The organism is Pseudomonas sp. C9D1, from assembly GCF_056491235.1.
The window spans coordinates 330,019-348,386 of sequence record NZ_JBSZIE010000003.1 but is presented as its reverse complement, the minus strand read 5'-3'; the positions used below and the strand labels follow the sequence as shown (position 1 = coordinate 348,386).

19 protein-coding genes are annotated in these 18,368 nt (G+C 66.6%); 11 read left to right on the top strand and 8 right to left on the bottom strand.

The genetic code is table 11. The annotated features are described in order from the left end of the window. Positions 1–17: 17 nt before the first annotated feature. The gene (locus ACXI0U_RS29065) at positions 18–836 is read left to right on the top strand and encodes a shikimate 5-dehydrogenase (RefSeq protein ID WP_479551220.1); all 819 of its coding nucleotides are present in this window, start codon (positions 18–20) and stop codon (positions 834–836) included. Between the two features lie 22 nt (positions 837–858). Beyond that, positions 859–1,254, top strand: coding sequence for a GFA family protein (locus ACXI0U_RS29060; RefSeq protein WP_021222880.1), 396 nt, complete (start codon positions 859–861; stop codon positions 1,252–1,254). A gap of 711 nt (positions 1,255–1,965) precedes the next feature. Here the strand turns inward: ACXI0U_RS29060 and ACXI0U_RS29055 are convergent. Beyond that, positions 1,966–2,868, bottom strand: coding sequence for a hypothetical protein (locus ACXI0U_RS29055; protein WP_479551219.1), 903 nt, complete (start codon positions 2,866–2,868; stop codon positions 1,966–1,968). Between the two features lie 208 nt (positions 2,869–3,076). Between ACXI0U_RS29055 and ACXI0U_RS29050 the strand changes: the two genes are divergently transcribed. Both ACXI0U_RS29050 and ACXI0U_RS29045 read left to right on the top strand, forming a co-directional pair. Beyond that, positions 3,077–4,300 (top strand): DUF1444 domain-containing protein, encoded by a 1,224-nt coding sequence (locus tag ACXI0U_RS29050; protein WP_479551218.1) that lies wholly within the window; start codon positions 3,077–3,079, stop codon positions 4,298–4,300. Positions 4,301–4,760: 460 nt separating this feature from the next. Then, positions 4,761–5,090 (top strand): BRO-N domain-containing protein, encoded by a 330-nt coding sequence (locus ACXI0U_RS29045; protein WP_021220783.1) that lies wholly within the window; start codon positions 4,761–4,763, stop codon positions 5,088–5,090. Positions 5,091–5,231: 141 nt separating this feature from the next. Here ACXI0U_RS29045 and ACXI0U_RS29040 read toward each other — a convergent pair whose 3' ends face one another. Further along, positions 5,232–5,699 (bottom strand): hypothetical protein, encoded by a 468-nt coding sequence (locus tag ACXI0U_RS29040; RefSeq protein WP_043244723.1) that lies wholly within the window; start codon positions 5,697–5,699, stop codon positions 5,232–5,234. 336 nt (positions 5,700–6,035) lie between these two features. Here ACXI0U_RS29040 and ACXI0U_RS29035 point away from each other — a divergent pair, with 336 nt between their 5' ends. The 6 genes from ACXI0U_RS29035 (at position 6,036) to ACXI0U_RS29010 (ending at position 13,958) form a co-directional block, all read left to right on the top strand. After that, positions 6,036–6,740, top strand: coding sequence for an ABC transporter ATP-binding protein (locus ACXI0U_RS29035; protein WP_031288220.1), 705 nt, complete (start codon positions 6,036–6,038; stop codon positions 6,738–6,740). Next, positions 6,737–7,948 carry an ABC transporter permease gene (locus ACXI0U_RS29030; RefSeq protein ID WP_021220779.1) on the top strand — a complete coding sequence of 404 codons (1,212 nt, stop codon included), beginning with the start codon at positions 6,737–6,739 and terminating at the stop codon, positions 7,946–7,948. The genes ACXI0U_RS29035 and ACXI0U_RS29030 overlap by 4 nt, the downstream gene beginning before the upstream one ends. Further along, the gene (locus ACXI0U_RS29025) at positions 7,941–9,428 is read left to right on the top strand and encodes a TolC family protein (RefSeq protein ID WP_431484257.1); all 1,488 of its coding nucleotides are present in this window, start codon (positions 7,941–7,943) and stop codon (positions 9,426–9,428) included. The genes ACXI0U_RS29030 and ACXI0U_RS29025 overlap by 8 nt, the downstream gene beginning before the upstream one ends. Next, the gene (locus ACXI0U_RS29020) at positions 9,418–10,671 is read left to right on the top strand and encodes an efflux RND transporter periplasmic adaptor subunit (protein WP_479551217.1); all 1,254 of its coding nucleotides are present in this window, start codon (positions 9,418–9,420) and stop codon (positions 10,669–10,671) included. Before ACXI0U_RS29025 ends, ACXI0U_RS29020 begins: the two co-directional genes overlap by 11 nt. Before the next feature lie 1,145 nt (positions 10,672–11,816). Then, positions 11,817–12,302, top strand: coding sequence for an alkane oxidation protein activator PraA (gene praA, locus ACXI0U_RS29015; RefSeq protein ID WP_271661041.1), 486 nt, complete (start codon positions 11,817–11,819; stop codon positions 12,300–12,302). Between the two features lie 195 nt (positions 12,303–12,497). Next, the gene (locus ACXI0U_RS29010; protein WP_479551216.1) at positions 12,498–13,958 is read left to right on the top strand and encodes an outer membrane protein transport protein; all 1,461 of its coding nucleotides are present in this window, start codon (positions 12,498–12,500) and stop codon (positions 13,956–13,958) included. A 308-nt stretch (positions 13,959–14,266) separates the two neighbouring features. On the opposite strand, the gene ACXI0U_RS29005 is transcribed toward ACXI0U_RS29010, so the two are convergent. The 6 genes from ACXI0U_RS29005 to ACXI0U_RS28980 all read right to left on the bottom strand — a co-directional run bounded on the left by ACXI0U_RS29005 (position 14,267) and on the right by ACXI0U_RS28980 (position 17,638). Continuing rightward, a complete protein-coding gene (locus ACXI0U_RS29005) occupies positions 14,267–14,488 on the bottom strand; it encodes a DUF3203 family protein (RefSeq protein ID WP_021220774.1) in 222 nt (73 codons plus the stop codon). Positions 14,489–14,566: 78 nt separating this feature from the next. Beyond that, positions 14,567–15,337: an alpha/beta hydrolase family protein gene (locus ACXI0U_RS29000; protein WP_043244718.1), complete on the bottom strand. Its 771-nt coding sequence runs from the start codon at positions 15,335–15,337 to the stop codon at positions 14,567–14,569. Then, a complete protein-coding gene (locus ACXI0U_RS28995) occupies positions 15,324–16,436 on the bottom strand; it encodes a DUF3182 family protein (protein ID WP_479551215.1) in 1,113 nt (370 codons plus the stop codon). Before ACXI0U_RS28995 ends, ACXI0U_RS29000 begins: the two co-directional genes overlap by 14 nt. Before the next feature lie 27 nt (positions 16,437–16,463). Then, complete coding sequence (locus tag ACXI0U_RS28990) at positions 16,464–16,889, bottom strand: hypothetical protein (protein WP_271661044.1); 426 nt, start codon at positions 16,887–16,889, stop codon at positions 16,464–16,466. 39 nt (positions 16,890–16,928) lie between these two features. Continuing rightward, on the bottom strand, positions 16,929–17,189 hold the full coding sequence (locus tag ACXI0U_RS28985; protein WP_479551214.1) for a hypothetical protein: 261 nt from the start codon (positions 17,187–17,189) through the stop codon (positions 16,929–16,931). A gap of 71 nt (positions 17,190–17,260) precedes the next feature. Further along, positions 17,261–17,638 (bottom strand): Rho termination factor N-terminal domain-containing protein, encoded by a 378-nt coding sequence (locus ACXI0U_RS28980; protein WP_184490209.1) that lies wholly within the window; start codon positions 17,636–17,638, stop codon positions 17,261–17,263. Between the two features lie 328 nt (positions 17,639–17,966). Here ACXI0U_RS28980 and ACXI0U_RS28975 point away from each other — a divergent pair, with 328 nt between their 5' ends. Then, positions 17,967–18,362 carry a DUF2513 domain-containing protein gene (locus tag ACXI0U_RS28975; RefSeq protein ID WP_021220768.1) on the top strand — a complete coding sequence of 132 codons (396 nt, stop codon included), beginning with the start codon at positions 17,967–17,969 and terminating at the stop codon, positions 18,360–18,362. Positions 18,363–18,368: the final 6 nt, after the last annotated feature.

Here is an 18,368-nt window from a genome sequence, read left to right as displayed (position 1 = left end):
CCCAACGGAGCCACGCAATGCCCCGCACCCTGAACAAGGACACCCGCCTGTGCATGTCGCTGTCGGGCCGCCCCGGCAATTTCGGTACGCGCTTCCACAACTCGCTCTACGAGCAACTGGGCCTGGACTACGTCTACAAGGCCTTCACCACGGCTGACCTGCCGGCCGCCATCGGCGGCATCCGCGCGCTGGGCATCCGTGGCTGCGCGGTGTCGATGCCGTTCAAGGAAGCCTGCATCCCCCACCTCGACGAGCTGGATTCCTCGGCGGCGGTGATCCAGTCGGTCAACACCATCGTCAACGACGACGGCCACCTCAAGGGCTACAACACCGACTACCTGGCCGTGGCCAGCCTGCTGCGCAGCCACGGCGTCGACCCGCAGGCGGACTTCGCCCTGCGCGGCAGCGGCGGCATGGGCAAGGCGGTGACCTTCGCCCTGCGTGACAGTGGTTTCGCCCACGGCACCCTGGTGGCGCGCAACGAATCACGAGGCCAGGCCCTGGCCGCGACGTGCGGCTACGAATGGCAGGCGGAGCAGGGCGAGCTGCGCCCGCGCCTGCTGGTGAACGTGACCCCCATCGGCATGGATGGCGGCCCCGAGGCCGGGCAGCTGGCCTTCGACGAGGCCACCATCGATGCCGCGGAGGTGATCTTCGACGTGGTCGCCATTCCCGTGGAGACCCCGCTGATCCGCACCGCCCGTGCCCTCGGCAAGCGGGTGATCACCGGCGGCGAAGTCATCGTCCTGCAAGGGGTGGAGCAGTTCGTGCTATACACCGGCATCCGCCCCAGCGCTGAACAGATCGCCGAGGCCGCCGCCTTCGCGCGCAACTGAGGCCGCCACGAGGAGCACGTCGATGATCAAGCAGCTTGGCAACACCCCGATCCTCCCCATCCACCGCGCCAGCTGCCACTGCGGCGCCGTGGTGCTGGAGCTGACCCTGCCGGACGGGGTGGTGGACCCGCGCCGCTGCGACTGCTCCATGTGCCGGCGCAAGGGCGCCATCGTCGCCAGCGTGCCGCTGGCTGGGCTGCGCGTGGTGCAGGGCGCCGACGTGCTCACGCTCTACCAGTTCAACACCCTCGCTGCACGGCATTACTTCTGCTCCCGCTGCGGCATCCACACCCACCACCAGCGCCGCTCCAACCCGCATCAGTACGGCTTCAACGTCGGCTGCCTGGAGGGGGTCAACCCCTTCGACCTGGGCGAAGTGCCCACCAGCGACGGGGTCAACCACCCGGCCGATCGCTGAGCGGGGGCGTCGGGTTTCACCCGACCTACGCAATGCCAGGGATGCACCGATCATGGGAGCGAATTCATTGGCTCTGTCTGCGTTAAGTGTTGCTAGAGGATTTGAGCCCAGCTGATTGCCGAGCTCTGGTGATGTTTCTGGTTTCGCCCCCCCGGGCGAGTCTCTTTTGGCAGTCGCCCCAAAAGAAACCAAAAGGGCTTGCCCCATCATCCGGCCCCGGCTTCGCCGGGGTTCCCTCACTCCATCGCCGCTCTGGGGGCCGGCGCGATGGGCCATCCATGGCCTGGCGCGCCTCTCGCGGCATCCATGCCGCTCGTCCCCCGGCGCAACGACTGCGTTCGGCCTCCTGGAGGGGCGTTGGCGGCTGCTCCAACTTTCTTCGTCCAGCGCATCACCACAGGTGCGCACAGGCTTTCGTAGGATGGTGTAGAGCGAAGCGAAACCCATGCGGTGGAGGTGGCACGAACTCTTGGGCGCCCGGAAAGCACCGTGCTTGAGCGCCTGCATTAAAACCACAACAGCTAACGCAGACAGAGCCAATTCATTCGCGATGCGCTTCCCCCACGCACAAAACACAAAGGCCGCTGTCCTCCCGGAGCAGCGGCCTTTTCGTTGTCATCGCGGCTCAGGTGAGCAGGGCGATGAGGATGATGATCGGGATCGGGACACCCAGGAACCAGAGCAGTAGCGAGCGCATGGTCGTTTCCTCGTTCAGCGAAGGGGGGCGGGGCGGTGGTAGGCGAGGCTGTCGGTCACCGTGTCGCGGCTGCGGCCACCGCGGGTGGCGGCGAAGCTGGCGGTGAAGGCACCGATGAGCAGGGCGACGAACATCCACAGCGAGGCGTGGATGCCGGCCTTGCGGGCGGCGTCGGCAGCCTGGCGGGCGTCGGTCACCGCTTGCTGGGCCATGGCGTGCACCTGCTCGACGCGGGCCTGGGCCTCGGCCTGGGAGAGGTTGGTGCGCTGGGCCACCAGGCGCACCAGGTAGTCGTGGTCCTCGGGGCTCAGCTGGCCACCTTCGGCCAGGCTGCGCACGAAGATGCGCGACACCACGCCGTGGGCGGCATCGTCCACGGTGGGGGCGGGGCGGTCGTCGCGGAACAGGGTGTCCACGTAGTAGCCATAGGGGTTCTGCGCATCGTCGCTGGCGCCGGCTGCGGTGCCGGCGCTGGCACCGGCTGCCACGGCCGCGCCGGCCTGCACGCCGCCGCCCACCAGGTTGCCGACGGTGCCCACCAGCAAGGCGGCGGTCACCAGGGTCGCCACGGCCCAGGCGAGGAAGCCGTGGGCGGTGTCGCGGAAGAACACCTCATCACCGTGCAGGCGGCTCCAGCGCAACCTCAGGCGCCCGGCGAGGTAGCCGCCCAAGCCGGCGGCAGCCAGTTGGGTGAAGGCCAGCCAGGCGATACTGGCAAAGCCCAGCCCCTCGGCGCTGATGCCCTCGTGTTGCCAGGGCGAGATGGCCGCGAAGCCGAGGCCGAAGCCCAGCAGCACGAGGATCAGGGACAGCGCGGCGGCAGCCGCCGCGCCAGCGAATACCGCGCTCCAGGAGACGCCCGAAGCGTCGGTGACTTCCAGGGCGGTTGCGTAGGCATCAGAAGTGGTGGTGTTCATCGTCGTGTCCTTGTTCGGAGGCTCAACGCCGTGACCGCCAGGGGCGGCGGTCGCCGTGCCTTTTTTGCCGGCACTCATGGCTTTGGGTGCCGGACGGCGAACAAAGGTTCAGGGATTATCTTGCGTGCGCCCCATGCATCGGCGTGCTGGTGCGGCGGCATCCGCTCCTCTAAAGTTCGGCGACGCTTTTTCATCGTTTGGTATCGCCATGGGATTTCTGGATTTCCTGTTCAACCGCAAGCCCTCCCCGGATGACTTCGCCGTGCTCTTCGAGTCGGCTGCGCGCAAGGCCGGCTTCAAGGGTGAGCTGACCTATCGCCCCCGGGAGTTCCGCCTGGTGTATGGCGAAAGTGCCTTCTTCAACCTGCACAATGCCTACCGCGAGTACTGCAGCCAGCGTGGCGCGCGGCGCCGCGAAACCCTGAACAACTACATCGCTGCACTTTGCGAAAACCAGCGCAGCCGCGCGCTGCCCCTAGACGAGGCGCGCCCATTGCTGCTGCCGGTGATCCGCAGCCGCGGCATGATCGAAGAGCTGCGCCTGCACCAGGTGCGCACCGAAGGCGACGACCTGGACTTCAGCCCCGTCTACCTGCCCATGGGCGATGACGCCGTGGTGCTGCTGGCCATCGACCACCCCGAATCCACCGCCACCCTGGTGCAGGGCCCCGACAAGAGCTGGGGCATCACCCTGGAAGAGGGCCTGGCCATCGCCCTGACCAACCTGCGCGACACCACCGCCGACAGCTTCGTCGAGGTGGTGCCGGGGCTGTTCCGGGGCGACTGGAATGACAGCTACGACATCAGCCGCATCTTCCTGCCCGATGTGCTCGAGCGCCTGCCGCTCAAGGGCCGGCCCGTGTTCATGGTGTCCAGCCGCGAAACCCTGCTGGTGACCGGGGATCACGACGGTCACGCGCTCGCCGCCATGGTCGAGCTGGGCCTGCAGGCGGCCAGCGAAGGCCGCGCCATCTCCACCGGGCTGTACTGCTACGAGGACGGCAAGGTGGCGACCTACCCGGTGCAGCATCCGCTGCTGCAGGCCCGCCTGGCGCGCATGCGCTACCTCACCACCAAGAACGAATACGACACCCAGAAGCACGCGCTGGACCTGATCCACCAGGAGAACAGCACCGACATCTTCGTTGCCAACTACCAGCTGTACGCCGCCCAGGAAGATCCCGACCAGCTGTTTTCCATCGCCAGCTGGACCGAGGGCGTGGACAGCCTATTGCCCCGTGTCGACCGCCTGGTGCTGGTGCGCCCCAACGAAGACTGCAGCGACGCCGAGACCCGCGCCGTTTCCTGGGAACAGGCCATGGCGCTGCTGGGCGACCTGCTCGAAGAAGCCCCCGGTTTCTACCCGCCGCGCTACCGCACCCTCGGCTTCCCCGAACCCAGCCGCGCCGAACTGCTGGACGAGGTGAACTAGCCGGCTTGGCCCAACACTGCTGCGCTCGATGTGGGGGCGCGCCGCGGCTGCGGCTTTCGTAGGATGGTGTAGAGCGAAGCGAAACCCATGCGGCGGCGGTGGCAGCAACCCCTGGGCGACCGAACAGCACCGTGCTTGAGGGCAGGCGTCACAACCAACAGCGAACGCAGAAAGCGCCTTATGGAAAACGCCTACAAGGCAACGCTGTTGCGAGCCTACAAAGGGCTTGGATAGGGTTCCGCCGCTGCTTTCCACAGAAAGCGGTCGGGTGTGGAAGCCTGGGTAACAATGGAAATTGTGCGCGCCATAGCGACGTCTGGCGTCGGCAGTCTATGGCGGACCGTGTGAGTGGGCTCGCGCCCAGCCGGTTTTCGCGTGATTTCCCCGGTACTTCCACCTCGCACGGTCCGCCACCCTTCATGCAGTAGGTGGCGGCTCTATCACAGGATGGAGTACTGCCATGACCCTTCCCGAGATCACCCCTCGCATCTTCCTGCGTCACCAGCGTCAACTGCGCGCTTTCCTGATGGGCCACGAAGCCTGGTTTTCCACCCGCGACCTGCGCCGCCTGCTCAACACCGATATCAACCGCCGGACCCTGTTCCGCCTCTGCGACGACCAACACCGCCGCGTGCGCCTGCGCACCGCCAACGGCTGGTTCGAAGAGGAGGCGGTGGTGAGCGAATCCGGCCTGCATGATCTGCTCAGCGTCTACTGCTTCCACCCGGAAAACCGCATGCTGCGGCGCTGGGTCAGCCAGGAAGTGGTGGCGGTGCTGCGCGTCGGTTGAGCGGCCTCCCAGGCAACGCACCCAGTGGTGCGTTGCCAAGCCTGCCCCGGGCTGAAGCCCGGGCTACGTCGCCGGCTTGGCACATCCGTAGGTTGGCGCCGAGCCTGCGAGGCCCAACGCAGCGGTGCGTCGGGTAATGGGTCAGAACAGCGTTCGCAGTCGGTGTCCCCTGGGCGCACCACAGCCACCGTAGTTGCACAGGATGCTGTTGCCCGCCTCGGTGGGCAGCAGCTGCACATTGGCCTCGACGTCGAAGGCGATTCGGTAGCGGCTTGCAGCCTGGTCGGACAGCGGCACCATGAGCTGCGCGCGGCCGCAGTCGCCGGCGTCGACCGCCAGGTCCCACTGGCCGTAGGGAAGCTGGAAAGCGGCCGACTCCGCCGTTTCCAGCTGCACGGCGAGCTTGCCATTGATGTAGACGCTGGCCAGGCATTTGCGCCCCCACCAGGCATCGTCGCGGTTGACGATCAGGTACTGGCTCGGCTCGGCCGGTGTTTCCTGATAGGCGAACAACCGCTCTGACGGAACCGGCCAGGTCTGGTTGGCGGGGATCTGCTTGCTTTGGCAAGCGGTGAGCGACAGGCAGCAAAGCAGCAGGAGAGGGCGCATGGTTCATCCTTGAATGGGTGTTGCCGGGCGTGAATATACCTGGCCGCCCGGGCCTGGAGAATGGGGCCTATCGCAAGATGGGTGGTGCCGCCAGGGCCCGCCGCTCGGGCGGTGGGCCGGCCCAAAGGCGGGGTTGCCACCGCGCCAGGGCGCTATTTACCCGCCTGGCCAAACTAAAGATTGGCTATACCTCCTGTGGGTTCCTGGCCTTACTGGCGGGTGTTAATTATCTGAGCCAGGGCTCTGGCATCCCGAGTGGCCTGCCTTTTTCCACGGGATGGGAACGGAACCCCTGTATCGGTCCGCTAAAGGATGCAGGTCAGCGGAAACATGGACATGTTGAACAACAATAACGAGCGGCTCATCCGCCTGCGGGATATCGAAAAGCGCTATCGGCTCGCCGAGCAGGAGCTGCGCATCCTCAGTGGGGTCTCCCTGGAGATCGCCCGGGGCGAGAGCTGCGCCATTCTCGGCAGTTCCGGTTCGGGCAAGAGCACGCTGCTGAACATTCTCGGCCTGCTCGACCTGCCCAGTAGCGGCTTCTACCACCTGGGTGGCCACGATGTATTCACGGCCAGCCCGGATGACCTGGCGGCGCTGCGCAACCGCCTGATCGGCTTCGTCTTCCAGAGCTTCAACCTGCTGCCCCGGCTCAGCGCGCTGGACAACGTCGCCTTACCCCTGAGCTACCGCGGCGTGGCCTTGCGCGAGTCTCGTGAGCGGGCCCATGCCATGCTCGAGCGGGTGGGCCTCGCGGCGCGTGCCGGGCACCTGCCGGCGGACCTTTCCGGCGGCCAGCGCCAGCGCGTGGCCATCGCCCGTGCCCTGGTGGGCGAGCCGGCGCTGATCCTCGCCGACGAGCCCACCGGCAACCTCGATGCCGCCACCGCCGAAGACATCATGCAGCTACTGCTGGAGCTCAACCGCGCCAATGGCGTGACCCTGGTGATCGTCACCCACGACCCCGGCATCGCCGCCCGCCTGGAACGGCGCATCCGCGTGCGCGAGGGCAGGGTGGTGGACGAGGCGGTCCCGGCATGACGCTGCTGGAGTCGGCCCCGGCCCCCTCGCTGACGCAGTTGCTGCACGAGGCGCTCGGCAGCCTGCGCAACCTCGGGCGGCGTTCGTTGCTGGCGCTGCTGGGCATCGTCATGGGCAGCTGCTCGGTGATCGCTCTGTTGAACATCGGCCAGAACGCCGCCGACCAGGCCATGAGCGTGTTCCGCGAGATGGGCACCGAGGCGGTGGTGGTGCAGCTGCCTTCCGTGGCGCGGGGGAGCGACGGCCTGCCATTGGTACTGGACGGCCCGACTATCGAGGCGAGCGTGCCCGGCATCGAGCACGTCAGCCCGCTGGTGCTCTACAGCAGCCAGGTGGTGTTCCACGGTCGCACCCGCAGCCTGGCTCTGGTGGGCGCCGATGCGTCCCTGGGCGATGCAGCGCGTTTGCGGGTGGCCCAGGGGCGCTACCTGTCGGCTTTCGACGCCCGCCAGACTTTCGTTGTGGTCGGTGCCCAGGCGGCCCTGGCGCTGGGGGTTCCGGGCGACCCGCTGCAGTTGGGCGACCGTGTGCGCATCGATGACTACCAGTTCCAGGTGATCGGCATCCTCAAGCCCCAGGGCGCTGGCGGCATCATTCCCTTCACCGCCGACGACGCGCTGTTCCTGCCACCGGCGGGCATGGCGCGCATCAACCCGGCGCCGAGCATCAGCACGCTGATCGCCCGGGTGGTGCCGGGCAAGGACGTGGCCACCATCGGTGAGCGCCTGCTGCAACGGGTCAACCGCGAGATCGCCGGCGAGCAGAAGGGCACCCTGCAGGTGGCCCAGCAGATGATCGACGCCATGCAGCAGCAGACCCGCACCTTCACCTACCTGCTGGCGGCCCTGGGCGGCATCTCCCTGGTGGGCGGCGGGGTGGGGGTGATGAACGTGATGCTGATGAACGTCAGCGAGCGGCGCCGCGAGATCGGTGTGCGCATGGCCCTGGGTGCGCGGCGCCGCGACATCCGCAACCTGTTCCTGCTGGAGGCGGTGACGCTCACCGCCGCCGGCGCCGTTTCCGGCGCCTTGCTCGGCGTGGCTGCCGCCTGGGGCTACGCACGCCTGTGTGGCTGGGACTTCGCCCTGGCGTCCTCGGCATTGCCGCTGGGCATTGGCAGCACGCTGCTGGTGGGGCTGTTCTTCGGCCTGCACCCGGCCATTTCGGCCGCGCGCCTGCAACCGGTGGAGGCCCTGCGTGATGCGTAGCCGCCTGCTGCCCTTCGCCCTGCTGATGGTCATCCTGCCGGCCCAGGCCAAACCCTGGGGCGAGGAGCGCCTGGACCCCTCGGCGCCGACCATGGAGCGCCAGGGTAACGGCCCGCTGCTCAGCGAGCAGATGGCCGACCTGTCATTGCTGGATGCGGTATTCCTCGGCCTGCGCAACAACCGCAGCATCCAGAGCGGTTACCTGCGGCGCATCGCCGAGAAGTTCGACCTGCGCGTCTCCGAAGACGTGTTCAACCCCAAGCTCTATATCACCGGCAGCTACCGGGCCAACCGCAACCACGAGGACCGCTACCGCGACGGCCGCATCGGCCCCACCGCGACCGTTCTCAACGAGTACGGCACCCAGTTCGCCCTGGGCTGGAGCAAGGGCTACAACGATGCCGACCGCGCCGGACGCACGCGCAACGACGGCGTCGACCTGAGCATCATCCAGCCGCTGCTGCGTGGCGCCGGGCGCGAGGTGAACACCGCACCGGTGCGCCTGGCCCAGCTGTCGGAACAGGCCAACCGGCTCAACCTCAAATCCAGCGTCTCGCAGACGGTCACCGCCATCATCAGTGCCTACCGCAACCTGCTGCGCGCCCAGGAGCAGCAGCGCATCGCCCGCGCCGCTCTGGAGCGCACCCAGCAGTTGGTCACAGTCAACCGCTCGATGATCGAGGCTGGGCGCATGGCCGAGTTCGAGATCGTGCAGACCGAAGCCGACCTCGCCACCCAGGAGCTGAGCGTGGAGGAGGCCGCCAACCAGCTGGATTCCGCGCGCCTGGAGCTGCTGCGCCTGCTGGCTCTGGACCTATCCTCGCAGGTGCGCGCCAGCGACGCCCTGGAGGCCGAGCGCATCGAAGTGAACCGCGAGCAGGCGGTGAAGCTGGCCGAGCAGCAGCAGCCGGATTACCTGCGCCAGCTGATCACCCGCCAGCAGGCGGACATCAACCTGGTGGTGGCGAAGAACCAACGGCTCTGGGACGTTTCCCTGGAGGTGGGGGGCAGCCAGACCCAGGACCGCTACGACTACCCGTACAGCAGCGGCAGCAACCGCTCCTGGGACAGCTACGCCGGGGTGCGCGTGGACATCCCCATCGGCGACCTGACGCGGCGCCAGGGCGAGGTGCAGGCGCGGGTCAATGTCGAGGACCAGGAGTTGCAGGTGGCCGATGCGCGCCAGGCCCTGGAACGCAACGTCACCGATGTGGTGCGCGATGTCGGCACCCGCTGGCGCCAGCTGGAGATCGCCAGCCGCGCCCTGGACCTCTCACGGCGCAAGCTGGATATCGAGCGCGACAAGCTCAACGCCGGACGCTCCAGCAACTTCCAGGTGCTCAGCTTCGAGAGCGACCTGCGCAGTGCCGAGAACGCCCGCCTCAATGCGCTGATCGCCTACCTCGACGCGCAGACGCAACTGGACCTGGCCCTGGGCATGACGCTCGACAGATGGGACATCTCGCTCAATGACTACTGACCGCTCCCCGCTGGCCCGCCGTGGCCTGCTGCTCGCCGTCGCCGTGCTGGCCATTGCCGGCATCACCTGGGGCCTGCGTGATGCGCCGGGCGCTGCACCGGCCGCCCTGCGCTGGCAGCGCGTGGACCCGGCACCGCTGGAGCACAGCATCGGCCTGGTGGGGCGCATCGAGCCGGAGAAGACCCTGGCCCTGGGCGCGCCCTTCGCCGGCGTCGTGGCCGAGTCCCTGGTGGAGGCGGGGCAACGGGTCAAGGCCGGGCAGTTACTGCTGCGCATGGATGTGGCCGAAACCGAGGTGCAGCAGCGCGATGCGCTGTCGGCCCTGCTCAAGGCGCGGCGCGCGGTGCAGGAGCTGAAGGACTGGGACAGCGGCGAGGAGATGTCCCGCGCCCGCCGGACCCTGCGCAGCGCCCAGCTGGCCCTGGCCAGCACCGAGAAGAAGCTCGGCCAGACCCGCGCGCTGTTCGACCGCGGCATCATCCCGCGCAACGAGCTGGAAGACCTGGAACAGCAGGAGCGCCTGCAGCGTTTGGACCTCAGCGCCGCCGAGCGCGACCTGGCCCGTTCCCAGGCGCGCGGCAGTGGCGAATACCTGCAGATCGCCGAAATGGAACTGGCCAATGCCGAGGTCAAGCACCAGGCCCTGCGCAAGCTGTTGGAGGCCAAGGACATCAAGGCGCCGTTCTCCGGCATCGTTGTCGCGGCCCCCGGCCTGAGCCTGGAGGACGCCGCGCGCGGCCCGGTGCAGGCCGGCTCCCAGGTGACCCAGGGCGCGCCGCTGTTCGGGTTGGCCAGCATCGAGCAACTGAAGATCGTCGCGCGGGTCTCCGAGCTGGACGTCAACCAGCTGCGCGAAGGCATGGCGGTGGACGTGCAGGGCGATGGCTTCGAGGGTGAGGCGTTGCATGGGCAGGTGAGCGTGGTCGGTGGCCAGGCGCTGCCGAGCACCCAGGGCGGCGCACAGTTCGAGGTGATGGTCGCCATCCCCGACCTCAGCGAAGAACAGATGCGCCGGGTGCGCCTGGGCATGAGCGCACGGCTGTCGATCCTTGCCTACCGCAACGAAGCGGCCATGGTGGTGCCGCCTGAGGCCCTGCGCAACGCAGAAGGGCGCTGGCTGCTGGACTACCGCCCCACCCTCGAACAACCCGAGCGCGAAGTGGAGGTGCGCACCGGCCGCTCCACCCCCGCCGGTGTCGAAGTCTTCGGCCTGGAGCCAGGGTTCGTCGGCGTCTCCGGCTGACCTCTGCGTTTCGCCATCCCCGCCGGGCTTCACCCGGCCTACGCCGAACCCTCATGCAATCCCCGTAGGTTGGCGCCGAGCGCAGCGAGGCCCAACGCTGCCGAGCCCATCGAGGCACCGATGCGTTGGGCTTCGTCGCTCAATTCAACCGGCGAGATGCATCGGTTTTATGCCTCCAACTCGCACGATCGCGCGTATTACCCGGCTTTCTTCCTGCAGATTCGCCGTGGATGGACGCGGATTCATTTTTCGAACAATCAATTCATGCACCAGAACGATGCGGCGGATGGGCGAGTGTCCGTGATGGAAACACCCGTCAAGCCCCGAGTTGTCGGGATAGTCAGCTATATGGCGTGCGACCTTTGACGCGGGTGTGTAGGAAGTTCCCGCTTTTGCGGCTTCGCTGGCAGGCTCTGGAGCGGGGGTACCCAACCTTTTGCTAGGTATGAAATGCGGTCCAGCAACCTAATCTCGTTCCCGGCGCTACCCACTGGGAAGTCACCCACAAGGGCACAAGCCCGGGTCCCACAGGTAAGACGCCGATGAGTAACAACCCCTGGCGAGTCGGTAAAGATCGCTACGCATTGGAACGCAGCAGGGAGGTGGCAACGGATGCTCCATTTTTCGCCTGTATCAGGCAACGCCCCTATCACTCGCCGGGAATCTGCCGCCCGGCTCCCTCGCCTCGTATCGAGCCTTGTGCCCGAGTCGATGCGTCCTTTTCGCCCTGGTGGCGGAAGCGGTGGAAACCCTCTCGCAGGCCGTCGTGTGTCCATGGCCCTGCATCGAAACGAGCGTGACTGAACAACAGCGTTGAGGAACTCGTCCGGCACTTGCTTCGGCAGGTACCGGCCCGATCAGTGCCATGCGGACGTTGTTGGATGGATGACATGACGCAGCCTGGATAGCTGCACTTCGATTGTTATGTATCCGCAACGGAAGTTGGCCTGGGAACTTGCCCGGAAACAGTGTGGCGTCGCCGATTGAAGCCGGAATTGGAATAACGTCCGCCGGTAACTTGAAGCAGCGGGTGACTGGGCAAGTTTGAAAAGCGGTCATGGGTTAAACAGGAAGGTCTTCGTGGTGTATTCCCAGTGACCAAAAACAAAACCATGTTTTGCTTATTCAACCAAGGAACGAAAACAATGAAAATGTCCAAAATCTCCGTTGCTACCGCTGCTCTGGCTCTGTGCATGGGCGCTTCCTCGGCCATGGCCGTAACCATTACCCCGGCCAACACCGCCTTCTCCGCCAAGGGTGTTTCGGTGGTCAAGCCTGGCTTCCTGTCGCCCGTGACCTGCAACGTGGAATTCATCGGCACCACCTCCGTGGGCGGTGCTGATAAAGCCACCATCACTGCCGTGAACATCACCGGCGGCGGCTTCTGCGGTGCAGCCAGCGCGGCCGGCCTGCCCTGGACCCTGACCGCTTCCAGCCTCACCGCTGGCAACGTCAGCGGCGTCAAGTTCACCGTGGCCGGTATCAACTGCAGCTCTTCTCCGGTCACCGTGACCGGTGGCTGGAGCAACGCCACCAACACCCTGACCCTGACCCCGAACCAGCCGGTTGGCTCCTGCACCATCCAGAGCCTGTATGTCAGCCCGACCCCGGCATTCACGCTGGTTCCGTAAGCGTGAACGGCCTTCCCATCCCAGGGTGGGAAGGCCGCTTTCATTGTGATTGGAATACTGTCGCTATATGGGTTCAGCACATTCGGCAAGTAAGAAACGTTTCGAGCCATTAGTGAGGAAGTTTGATTTTCTGAACTATTAGTTGTGCAGGACGCGCCCCGTGAGGCAGAAAACTATAATAAGCAAGGAGTTGTCATGAAGACGTATTCGAAGCGCCCCTCTCTTTTCAATTTCACGTGCAAACGCAGTTTGCTGAGCCTGGCCGTACTCAGTGCCGTTATCGGTGTTCAACAAGCCGAAGCGGGCGCTTTCGCCGTACCTACCTATGGCACGCCCGGTTGGGGCCGTGCCTTCGCCGGTGGCTCGGTGTGGAAGAACGATCCCAGCGCCGCCTTCAACAACCCGGCCGCCATGGCCTTTATCGAGCGTCCCATCGGCCAGGTGTCGGCGATCTATGCCGATATCGACATGAAATTCAAAGGGGAGGCCTATGACTACGCGGGCAACCCCCGTAGCGAACTCATCGATGTTAACGGGCCCGAAACTCGGGAGCTGGGTGATGGCGGTAACGGCGGGTTCAGCAAGTGGTTGCCCACCCAGTTCCTGGTCATCCCTGTCGGTGATCGCTTCGCTATTGGCCTTGGTCAAGTTGTCCCCATGGGCATGCGCAGCACGTGGGACAAGAACTTCAAAGCCAAAGACTTCGCCCTGGATACCAAGATCGAGACGGCGGCCCTGGCCGGCTCGCTGTCCTTCAAGATCGATGATCAGTGGGCGGTCGGCGGTGGGGTTGTGATTCAGCGTACCCAGGGCTTCGTGAGCCAGAACGTGGACCTCATGGCTGCCGCTGCGGCAAACCCGGGTTCCATTTTCGCAGGTGGCTTACCCAGTGGTGTCACCAGGGCGACGATGCGTGTGAAGGTCGACAACGTATCCCCGGGCTGGTTTGCCAGCGTTGCCTGGAAGCCAACCGCCCAGGACACCTTGGGCCTGGCGTACCACGCCAAGATCAAGAACGAGCTGGACGGGGACTACAACTGGCATTTCTCGGATGCCAATGGATTGAACTTCCTCACCTCGCCCGAATTGATGAACCCCGATGCTTTGGCACAAGCGGGCTATGCAGGGCTGATATTGAATCCCAATGGTGACCACGCCGAATCGCGCATGGACATCCCGGCCATGGCCACCTTCGACTGGGTGCACGATTTCAACGACAGCTTTAGCCTGGGCGCCAGCGTGACCTGGACCGAGTGGTCGTCCTTCCAGTCCCTGAAGCTGGAGTCCCACGGCAACCTGATCGTCGACATTCCCTACAACTACAAGGACACCTGGATGTACTCGGTGGGCGGTGACTACCGTCTCAACGACCAGCTGACCCTGCGCGCGGGCGTGGCGCTGGACCAGACGCCGACCCGCAACTCCACCCGCGATGCGCGCATCCCCGACGGTGACCGTACCTTCGTCTCCCTGGGTGGCAGCTACCGCTTCGCCTCCGACCCGAACCTGAGCGTGGATGTGGCCTATTCCCGCCAGTTCGTCGATGAAGGTCGCCTGCGCACCCAGAACCAACCGCGTCTGGGCGGCGGCAGCGTCGATGGCAAGGTGGAATCCAAGGGGCAGATCTTCAGCGTCTCGGCTACCTACATGTTCTAACAGGCCGCTGAAAACGCAGTCAGTTTCTCAATTGCCTGCAAAGACTGGAAATTCCCCATCTGTGCTCTCGATCGTCACCCGGTTCCCGGGGCATCGGGCCGATCAGAACAGGTGGGGAAGTTGGGGCGGGTCCGGGCTCGTGTCCTCACCACGGGTGGGCCTGCCCCCTTTTTACGTCGGCCGCCGGAAGGAATCAGCGGCCTTTCTCTTTTCCCTCGGGGCATTTCCTGTGCCCGTGCAGGGTGTCTTTGCTCGGGAGCGCCTGGGCCCTCAGCCCCTCCACCCCTCTGGGCAACACGGCGGCAAACTCAATCAGCGATGACGTTGTGTCGATCATCCTTGGCGCCAGCCCCCACCAGCACCTGGGCTTCGTCTTCGCTGATCAGCGCGTCGCCCGCCGGGCTGCGGATCACCGAGGCGCGCAGGCCGTCATCGGTGCTGATGACGATGTCGCGGATCGGCATCTCGCTGTGGTTGCCGTTCAGTTCGATGGCGCAGGTGCCGCCTTCCAGATCGATGTTCACGGACATGTCGTTCTCCTTGCATGGCTGAGCCTGTTGGGTAGAAGCGCCCGCGCCCCCAAAGGTTCAGGCCGGGCGACCGGGGGCTCAGGAGTAGAAGGCCGAATGGTGGGGAAAGTCGCCCACCCGCTCGCCGATCACCATCTCGCTGATCCAGTCGGTCAGCAGGCCGGTGTAGGCCTTCTGGCTGCGGTCGCCGCTCAGCGCGTGGTCGGCGCCGTCGAGGATGCGGTGGGTCAGCGAGTGGGCGCGCTCGAAGGCGGCGCGGTAACTCATGATGGTCGGGTGCGGCACGAAGTCATCGTGTTCGGATTCGACGATCAGCACATCCCCCTCGAAGGCGGCGCAGGCCGCCAGGGCGCGGTTCTCGCTCGGGCGCACGGCGGTCAGCCGGTAGCTCGCCAGGCGTTGGCGGTCGAGGGCGTGCTTGGGCGTGTCCCACTCATCATCCCAGTACAGCGCGGGTACCCGCAGGGCCAGCCAGCGCACCGGGCGCAGGGTGCTGAGGATGGTCGCGAGGTAGCCGCCGTAGCTGCTGCCGATCACCGCGATGGCCGAGGTGTCGGTGGCGGGGTGGCTGGCCAGCAGGTCATAGGCGGCGATCAGGTCGTCGAGGTTGTCGGCGCGGGTCACCGTCTGTTTCTGCACCTCGGTCTTCTCGTGGCCGCGCAGGTCGAAGGTCAGGCACACGCAGCCGAGCCCGGCGATGCCCTTGGCACGCGCCAGGTCGCGCTGCTGGCTGCCGCCCCAACCGTGGACGAAGAGGATGCCCGGCACCTTGGCGGCGGGGGTGAGGAAGGTCCCGGCGATCTGTTCGTTGGCGACCTGGATATCCACGCTTTCGCTACGCGACGCCATAAGGTTCCACCCTCGCGAATTTGCTGATGGGGCCGACTTCGGCATCGTCGCCCTGGTAGAGCAGGTTGGCCCCGCCCGGTATCTCGAACCCCGTGCCGTAGCGCTCGACGGTCGCCGCGCGGATGCACGTCAGCTGCGGGTCGCCGGCGAAGGCTTCGATCGCCAGTATTTCTGCCGCGCTGGCCCCGCCAATGCGCCAGGATTGCTCCAGCACCCCCGAGCGCAACTGGCCCCGGGCATTGATGCCCTGGGCGATGTCGTAATTGCGCCGCGAGGCGAGAAAGCCCGGGAAGCATGCCTGGGCCGCCTGCTCATAGGCCCGGGCCTGTTCGATGGCCAGGTGCACCGGCTCGTCACCGGCCAGGTCCAGCAGATCCTTCCAGCCACCGCGTGCCACCAGCAGTTCCGAGCCGCCGTAGACGGAGACGCCGCCGTTGTCCTCGGTCAGCCCCTGGGTGCCGAAGTAGCTGGCGGTGATGCCGGCCACCTGCACCTGGCCGACGCTGTAGGTGAGGACGTCTTCCAGGTGCTCTTCCAGCACCAGGCCCCAGGTGGCGATCTCGTCGAGGTCCTGGGCGGCGATGGCCTCGCGCAGCTGGTTCTCGTCGGTCACCCGGCACTGGCCGCGCCCGGCGGTGGCGCGCACCGGCTTGACCCGCACCGGCCCGGACAGCAGCAGCCGGATGCCGGCCTGCATGGCGTCGTCGATGTTGAAGGCGCTGTAGCCGCTGAGCACCGCGCGCCCGGCCAGGTGGAAGAAGCCTTCCGACCAGCCCGGCGGCGCGTGGGCGGAGGGGCCGGGCAGGGGATGGGTGATGGCCTTGGTGGCCATGAAGGGTTCGGCGACCATGCCGCCGAAGAAGTCGGCATCCGAACGGATGCCCAGTTCGCGGGCCTGGCCACGGCCGATCAGGGTGTCGTTGGGGATGAAGTAGCACGCCCGTGTAGCGCTGGCTTGTCGACCGCCCAGGAAAGGCGTGCCGAGCAGGGCGGCGATATGTTCGCCAAGCCAGTGGTGCACGCGGCGTTCATGCTCGGGCGCGTCGTGGCGCACATCGAGCAGGGCGACCCCTTCGCGGGGTGGTGGGGATTCAGGCATGGGGCTGCTCCTCGTGGCGACGGGTGATCAGGGGGCTTGCCAGGTGCCGCCGCCGCTTTCGCAATCGATCTTCGCCTGCGCCGGGTCCTTGGCCGTGTAGTGGTAGGTGACCACCTTGGCGTCGGCGGGGATGTTGGCCGGGTCGCTGCCTTCTTCGCCGCTGGACTGCGGGTTGGCCAGCGCCTCCTGGGTGAGGGCGCCCGTACAGCGGCCGAACCAGCCGCTTTTGCAGCTGGCTACCTTGCGCTTGTCGCTCTGCAGCATGTCCTTGCTTTCGTTGCTGCAGGACCAGTCGACCGCGCCGGCTGGCATGCCGGAGTACTCGTAGCAGGTCTCGGTTTCGACGCCGGGTACCTGGCGGCTCACCGGGTGGGTCTCCACCTGGCAGGCATCGGCCAGCGCCAGGGGCGAGGCCAGGCAGGCGGCCAGCAGCAGGGGCATCCTCAGGGTCATGACGGTTCTCCTCGCGCACCCTTGGCGCGCCGTGTGCGACTACTGCTGGAAGGGCGTTTTCACCAGGCTGGCCGGATTGACCAACTGCTTGCCCGGCGGCACCCGCTCCACCACTGGCAGGGGGTGCAGCTGATGCACGCTGGCGCGGGGGCGGGCACGGCTGATGCCGCGGTAGATGGCGGCGGCGCCGACCAGGATGTCGGCCAGCCCGAGCAGGCCGCGGGTGGCGACGCCCTTGCGGATCAGCAGGATGCCGCCGCCGATGGCGACCAGGCGTTCCATGTTGGAAGGTTCGGCCATGGGGTTCTCCTTGGTGGGCGCGACCGGGAAGGCCGGCCGCGCGTGATCGTCGTGCGTGATCAGGGGGGCGGTCAGGCGGCTTTCTTCAGGGCCTTGACCAGCTCGTCCTTGCGCATCCGCGAACGGCCGGGAATCTTCAGCGCACGGGCGCGGATCATCAGGTCGGCCTTGCTGGTGTCTTCCAGGCGGGTGCCGGGGCGTGGGGCGCCGTGCTTGGTCGCCACGGCACGACGGGCCGAGGAACGACGCGCCGCCGCCTTGCTTGCCGGCGAGGTGCTGCGGCCCGAGCCGCCGGCCTTTTCGCCACCGCCGGATTGCTTGTTGACCGTGGCCCAGGCGCGGGCCTCGGCTTCGCCCTGGGGCACGCCCTGGCGCTCGTAGCCTTCCTCGATATGGGCGGCCTTGCGCTTCTGGGCTTCGGTGTACTTGTCTTTGCTTCCGCGTGGCATATGAACCTCCGTGCGTCGCGTTCGGCTCGCCCCGTGCGGCCTGTGCCGCTTCGGGGCCCTCAGGTTTTCTGAAGGGCCCCGGCGGGCAGAGTTCAGGTTTTTGCCGGCGCGCCATGACCGGCGGTCGCGGTGCGACGTGCGAAATGCACGATTAGGTTGAACTCTCGCCGCCCCCCGGCGGACTCACCTCCTAGGGGATGGAAACGCGCTCCGCACCGGCTCCGGTGCGCCACCGCACGACGTTGCGCAGCCCCGGCCGAACCCTGCCGGGCAGCACCTCCTCGCACGCATGCAATCGCGCACCGATAGGGCATAAGGACACCGCGACATGAAAAGAGACTGGGACCTGATCAGGGCCTTGCTGCTGGAGATCGAATCACTCGGAACCGGCCAGCACTTCCACCCCCAGCCCTACGCCGGGCACACACTGGAGTCGGTCAGCCACCACCTCCACCTGATGTGCCAGGCGGGCCTCGCCGAGTGCACCGCGCATCACCCCTGGAACGGTGACCCGGTGATGATCGCCAAGGGCCTCACCCTGGCCGGCCACGACCTGCTCGACCCCATCCGTGATGACGACGCCTGGGAGGCGACCAAGGCCTTCCTGCAACAGCGCATGGGTGGCATCAGCCTGGAGACGCTGCGCTCCACGGCCCGGCCGCCTGCCACGGGCGACACCGCGCGTCACCTGCGCCTGGCGCACAACGACGCACTGTTCAACTGAGGGCTC

Coding starts and splice junctions, on each gene's coding strand:
- ACXI0U_RS29065 (WP_479551220.1), top strand. CDS start 18: ATGCCCCGCACCCTGAACAAGGACACCCGCCTGTGCATGTCGCTGTCG.
- ACXI0U_RS29060 (WP_021222880.1), top strand. CDS start 859: ATGATCAAGCAGCTTGGCAACACCCCGATCCTCCCCATCCACCGCGCC.
- ACXI0U_RS29055 (WP_479551219.1), bottom strand. CDS start 2,868: ATGAACACCACCACTTCTGATGCCTACGCAACCGCCCTGGAAGTCACC.
- ACXI0U_RS29050 (WP_479551218.1), top strand. CDS start 3,077: ATGGGATTTCTGGATTTCCTGTTCAACCGCAAGCCCTCCCCGGATGAC.
- ACXI0U_RS29045 (WP_021220783.1), top strand. CDS start 4,761: ATGACCCTTCCCGAGATCACCCCTCGCATCTTCCTGCGTCACCAGCGT.
- ACXI0U_RS29040 (WP_043244723.1), bottom strand. CDS start 5,699: ATGCGCCCTCTCCTGCTGCTTTGCTGCCTGTCGCTCACCGCTTGCCAA.
- ACXI0U_RS29035 (WP_031288220.1), top strand. CDS start 6,036: ATGTTGAACAACAATAACGAGCGGCTCATCCGCCTGCGGGATATCGAA.
- ACXI0U_RS29030 (WP_021220779.1), top strand. CDS start 6,737: ATGACGCTGCTGGAGTCGGCCCCGGCCCCCTCGCTGACGCAGTTGCTG.
- ACXI0U_RS29025 (WP_431484257.1), top strand. CDS start 7,941: ATGCGTAGCCGCCTGCTGCCCTTCGCCCTGCTGATGGTCATCCTGCCG.
- ACXI0U_RS29020 (WP_479551217.1), top strand. CDS start 9,418: ATGACTACTGACCGCTCCCCGCTGGCCCGCCGTGGCCTGCTGCTCGCC.
- praA (WP_271661041.1), top strand. CDS start 11,817: ATGAAAATGTCCAAAATCTCCGTTGCTACCGCTGCTCTGGCTCTGTGC.
- ACXI0U_RS29010 (WP_479551216.1), top strand. CDS start 12,498: ATGAAGACGTATTCGAAGCGCCCCTCTCTTTTCAATTTCACGTGCAAA.
- ACXI0U_RS29005 (WP_021220774.1), bottom strand. CDS start 14,488: ATGTCCGTGAACATCGATCTGGAAGGCGGCACCTGCGCCATCGAACTG.
- ACXI0U_RS29000 (WP_043244718.1), bottom strand. CDS start 15,337: ATGGCGTCGCGTAGCGAAAGCGTGGATATCCAGGTCGCCAACGAACAG.
- ACXI0U_RS28995 (WP_479551215.1), bottom strand. CDS start 16,436: ATGCCTGAATCCCCACCACCCCGCGAAGGGGTCGCCCTGCTCGATGTG.
- ACXI0U_RS28990 (WP_271661044.1), bottom strand. CDS start 16,889: ATGACCCTGAGGATGCCCCTGCTGCTGGCCGCCTGCCTGGCCTCGCCC.
- ACXI0U_RS28985 (WP_479551214.1), bottom strand. CDS start 17,189: ATGGCCGAACCTTCCAACATGGAACGCCTGGTCGCCATCGGCGGCGGC.
- ACXI0U_RS28980 (WP_184490209.1), bottom strand. CDS start 17,638: ATGCCACGCGGAAGCAAAGACAAGTACACCGAAGCCCAGAAGCGCAAG.
- ACXI0U_RS28975 (WP_021220768.1), top strand. CDS start 17,967: ATGAAAAGAGACTGGGACCTGATCAGGGCCTTGCTGCTGGAGATCGAA.